This is a genomic window from Hymenobacter agri, from assembly GCF_054778495.1.
Window position 1 is genome coordinate 1 of record NZ_BAAGZM010000803.1, and the last position, 1,567, is coordinate 1,567.

Sequence of the window (1,567 nt, forward strand, 5' to 3'; positions counted from 1 at the left end):
GCTCCAGAAAGGAGGTGATCCAGCCGCACCTTCCGGTACGGCTACCTTGTTACGACTTAGCCCTAATTACCTGTTCTACCCTAACCGGCTTCGTTGCGGAGCACCGGCTTCAGGTCTACCAGACTTTCATGGCTTGACGGGCGGTGTGTACAAGGCCCGGGAACGTATTCACCGCGTCATTGCTGATACGCGATTACTAGTGATTCCAGCTTCACGGAGTCGAGTTGCAGACTCCGATCCGAACTGAGAACGGCTTTTCGGGATTGGCGCACCATCGCTGGTTGGCAACCCGCTGTACCGTCCATTGTAGCACGTGTGTAGCCCTAGGCGTAAGGGCCATGATGACCTGACGTCGTCCCCGCCTTCCTCACTGCTTGCGCAGGCAGTCTGTCTAGAGTCCCCATCATTACATGCTGGCAACTAAACATAGGGGTTGCGCTCGTTGCGGGACTTAACCCAACACCTCACGGCACGAGCTGACGACGGCCATGCAGCACCTTGCTTTGTGTCCCGAAGGAAAGACTCATCTCTGAGTCGGTCACGCGCATTCTAGCCTAGGTAAGGTTCCTCGCGTATCATCGAATTAAACCACATGCTCCACCACTTGTGCGGGCCCCCGTCAATTCCTTTGAGTTTCACCCTTGCGGGCGTACTCCCCAGGTGGGATACTTAACGCTTTCGCTAAGCCAGTGACCATCTATCGCCACCAGCGAGTATCCATCGTTTACGGCGTGGACTACCAGGGTATCTAATCCTGTTCGCTCCCCACGCTTTCGTGCCTCAGCGTCAGTTACAGTCTAGGCAGCTGCCTTCGCAATCGGGGTTCTGGATGCTATCTATGCATTTCACCGCTACAGCATCCATTCCGCCACCCTCGTCTGTACTCAAGCCAACCAGTTTCCAGGGCAGTTCCGTTGTTGAGCAACGGGCTTTCACCCCAGACTTAATCGGCCGCCTACGCACCCTTTAAACCCAATAAATCCGGACAACGCTCGCACCCTCCGTATTACCGCGGCTGCTGGCACGGAGTTAGCCGGTGCTTATTCACCAGGTACCGTCGTCGACCCACGCATGGGCCTTATTCTTCCCTGGCAAAAGCAGTTTACGACTCAGAAAGCCTTCATCCTGCACGCGGCATGGCTGGGTCAGAATCTCTTCCATTGCCCAATATTCCCTACTGCTGCCTCCCGTAGGAGTCGGGCCCGTATCTCAGTGCCCGTGTGGGGGACCAGCCTCTCAGCTCCCCTAGCCATCGTCGCCTTGGTAAGCCGTTACCTTACCAACTAGCTAATGGCACGCAGCCCCATCCATCACCAATAAATCTTTCACTACTCAACGATGCCGTTGACAAGTGGTATGCGGTATTAATCCGCCTTTCGGCGGGCTATCCCCCAGTGATGGGCAGGTTGGCTACGCGTTACGCACCCGTGCGCCACTATCTCTATTGCTAAAGACCGTTCGACTTGCATGTATTAGGCCTGCCGCTAGCGTTCATCCTGAGCCAGGATCAAACTCTCCATTGTAAAATTTCTCTACACCACGGCGAACCGTGGCTGATGTCGAGTGC

Annotated in this window: 1 rRNA gene; it reads right to left on the bottom strand. The window is 55.5% G+C overall.

What is annotated here, in order from left to right:
- Nucleotides 1–7: 7 nt before the first annotated feature.
- Nucleotides 8–1,523 (bottom strand): 16S ribosomal RNA (locus ACYVDE_RS22310).
- Nucleotides 1,524–1,567: the final 44 nt, after the last annotated feature.